At 71.8% G+C, this 3121-nt stretch carries 4 protein-coding genes; 3 read left to right on the top strand and 1 reads right to left on the bottom strand.

Annotation, left to right across the window (positions count from 1 at the left end; translation table 11 throughout):
* From E1193_RS32270 to dusB, 3 genes are all read left to right on the top strand, one after another.
* The coding region (locus E1193_RS32270) for a hypothetical protein (protein ID WP_165945874.1) at positions 1-507 on the top strand (507 nt) is incomplete at its 5' end.
* Positions 500-1327 carry a hypothetical protein gene (locus tag E1193_RS30720; RefSeq protein WP_132186626.1) on the top strand — a complete coding sequence of 276 codons (828 nt, stop codon included), beginning with the start codon at positions 500-502 and terminating at the stop codon, positions 1325-1327. The genes E1193_RS32270 and E1193_RS30720, both read left to right, overlap by 8 nt.
* A gap of 97 nt (positions 1328-1424) precedes the next feature.
* Positions 1425-2600, top strand: coding sequence for a tRNA dihydrouridine synthase DusB (dusB, locus tag E1193_RS30715; RefSeq protein WP_132186625.1), 1176 nt, complete (start codon positions 1425-1427; stop codon positions 2598-2600).
* Between the two features lie 49 nt (positions 2601-2649).
* On the opposite strand, the gene E1193_RS30710 is transcribed toward dusB, so the two are convergent.
* On the bottom strand, positions 2650-3121 hold a 472-nt coding region (locus E1193_RS30710; protein ID WP_132186624.1), incomplete at its 5' end, for a C39 family peptidase.

Raw genomic sequence — 3121 nt, 5'->3', positions numbered from 1 at the left:
CCCACCCGGGTGCTGGACACCCGCACCCCCGCCGGCCGTGCCCGACTGTTGGCGGGTGCCGGTGCGATCGACTCGCGGGGCCGGGCCGTCGCCGACGCCTGGCTGCTGGTGCACCTTGACGGCATCGTCCGGTACGGCGACGGCATGTTCGGCAACATCACCGTGGCGAACACCGAGAAGGGCGGCTTCGCCACGGTGTACGGCGGGGGATCAGCCCCGACCGCCTCCACCATCAACTGGTGGACCGCCGGTCAGCTTCTCTCCAACGGCGTGATCACGCAGCTCGGCTGGCACTCCGAGCGGTACCCGGATGTGGTGGCCGTCTGGGTGCAGCGCAGCGCCAGCGCGGTGATCCTCGACGTCACCGGCCTGCTGGTCTACCACCCCGAGTCCGCGGTGATCAACAATCCGAAGCGGCTGGCCGGGTCGGCCGAGGGCGACGTCCGCGCCGACGCGCTCAGGGCGCGCGCCGCCCGCGGCGACCGGAGGGTGCAGCCCCGTGCGTGACCACCGAACCGAGGAGACCAGCATGACCACCGGGGAGACCCCCTCGACCACCCGCCGGCAGATCATCCGGACCGGCGTCGCGGTCGGGGCCGGGGCGGGCACGGCGGCACTGATCGCTTCGCCGGCCGCCGCCGCTCCTGGCGATGCGGTGATCATCGGGCAGGACAACAACGCCGGCGAGGCGGAGACCGTCCTGGTCGGCGGTTCGTCGGCCAACCCCACCCTGTCGCTGACCGGCACCAGCCCGATGCTGGTCCTGGCGCCGACGCCGGAGGCGGACATCCCGCAGGAACTTCCGACCGGCTCGCTCGCCGTCACACCCGTGGGCGACCTGGTCATCGGCGGCAAGGCCGGTACGAAGGCGTACATCAACACGTCCCGCTGGGCCAACCGGACGTTGGCCGTCCCGCCGCAACGCATCCTGGACACCCGGTCGATCGCCAACTACAGCGCCCACATCCGGGCGGGCGGCGACGGGGTCACCTCGGGCAAGCTCAACGCCGGCCGGGTCATCCACCTGACCGTGAGCAACGTGCCACCGGCAGCGGCCGAGAAGGCCACCGCCGCGTACGTAAACATCACCGTCGCGGGCACGGTGTCCGCCGGGTTCCTCACCGCGTACCCCTCGTCGATCAGCAGGCCGCAGACGTCGTCGCTGAACTGGTGGGGGCCCAACCAGATCCTCTCCAACCTGGTCGAGGTGCAGCTCGGCAGCTACAACGGCCTCCCGCTGTCGTTCGCGATCCACGTCACCGCCGCGGCGTCCGTCATCGTGGACGTGTCCGGCCTGATCCTGTCCGACCCCGACCGGGGTTACTGAACGGCGTGCGGGTCGCCGTCGGTGCGGGTTCACCGTCGCGGCGGTGACCGGCCACCGGCGGCCGGGCCACCGACGCGGCCGTGGGATTCTTGGGTACGTGACCAGTCCTGCCGCTCCCGTCGTCCGCCGCCCGTTCACCCTCGGGCGGCACCAGGTGTGGCCGCCGGTGGTGCTCGCCCCAATGGCCGGCATCACCAACGTCGGCTTCCGGCAGCTCTGCCGCGAGCAGGGCGGTGGCATCTACGTCTGCGAGATGATCACCACGGTCGCGCTGGTCGAGCGGAACCCGAAGACGCTGCGCATGATCGCCTTCGGCGCCGACGAGCAGCCGCGCAGCCTCCAGCTCTACGGCACCGACCCGGAGATCACCGCCGCCGCCGTGCGGATCGTGGTGGAGAAGGACCTCGCCGACCACATCGACCTCAACTTCGGCTGCCCGGTGCCGAAGGTGACCCGCAAGGGCGGCGGCTCGGCGCTGCCGTGGCGGCGACGGCTCTTCGCCCGGCTGGTGCGGGCCGCGGTGGAGGCGGCGTCGCCCGCCGGGGTGCCGGTGACCGTGAAGATGCGCAAGGGCATCGACGACGACCACCTGACGTACGTCGAGGCGGGGCTCGCCGCCCAGGACGCCGGGGTGGCGGCGGTCGCCCTGCACGGGCGTACGGCCGCCCAGCGGTACTCGGGCACCGCCGACTGGGATGCCATCGCCACCCTCAAGCAGGCCCTCGACGTGCCGGTGCTCGGCAACGGCGACATCTGGGAGGCCGACGACGCGCTGCGGATGGTCGCGCACACCAACGTCGACGGGGTGGTCATCGGCCGGGGCTGCCTGGGCCGGCCGTGGCTCTTCGCCGATCTGGAGGCCGCGTTCGACGGCCGCCCCGAGCGGCGGCTGCCCGCCCTCGGGGAGGTCGCGGCGACCATGCGCCGCCACGCCGAGCTGCTGGTCGACCAGTTTCGCGCCGGGGCACGCTCCCCGGCCCGGGGCGAGCGGGACGGCTGCACCGACTTCCGCAAGCACGTCGCGTGGTACCTGAAGGGTTTCCCGGTCGGCAGCGAGCTGCGCCGGGAGCTGGCGATGGTGGAGAGCCTGGCCCAGCTCGACGACCTGCTCGGCAAGCTCGACCCGGGCGTGCCGTACCCGGTGGAGACGCTGGGCCAGCCCCGTGGCCGGACGAACTCCCCGGGCAAGGTCTTCCTGCCGGACGGCTGGCTAACCAGCCGGGACGACGACACCGTCCCCGAGGGTGCCGAGCTGGCCGACTCGGGCGGCTGAGACGCCGGGAGGCCGACCCCGGATGGGGTCGGCCTCTCGGGTGGGTGGGTCAGTGGGAGTAGCCGCGGGTGGCGGCCCAGTCGGCGAGGGTGTCGATGTCCATCTGGTAGCTGGCCGTGGCCGGGTTGGCCGAGTCGGCGATGGTCACGATCTTCCCGCCGTCGCGGTAGCCGGTGACGCTGATGTAGTGCCCGCCTTCGAAGGAGTGCACGCCGCCGTCGGTGTCGGTGGCGGTGCCGGCGATGTTGACCACGACACCCCGGCCGTCGTCGATGGCGGCGACGATGTCGCTGCGCATCCTGTCGGTCTGCTTGTCGTCGGCCTTCGGCGTCTTGATCTCGACGCTGTGGTAGACGTTCTTGCCGGTTTCCTTGTTCAGGACGGGGGTGATGTCGTTGATGCTGTTGGTGCCGTTCTCGGTGGTGCCCATGATCTTGGCCATGGCGTCGACATCGATGTTCTTGCCTTGGACGGAGAGGGCGTTGCGGGCTGCGGCGGGGCCGCAGTAGTAGAAGTTGGGC

This window comes from Micromonospora sp. KC606, assembly GCF_004348675.1.
Lineage (GTDB): Bacteria > Actinomycetota > Actinomycetes > Mycobacteriales > Micromonosporaceae > Micromonospora.
The sequence above is the reverse complement of the archived record's forward strand: the minus strand, read 5'-3'. Positions and strand labels throughout refer to the sequence as shown.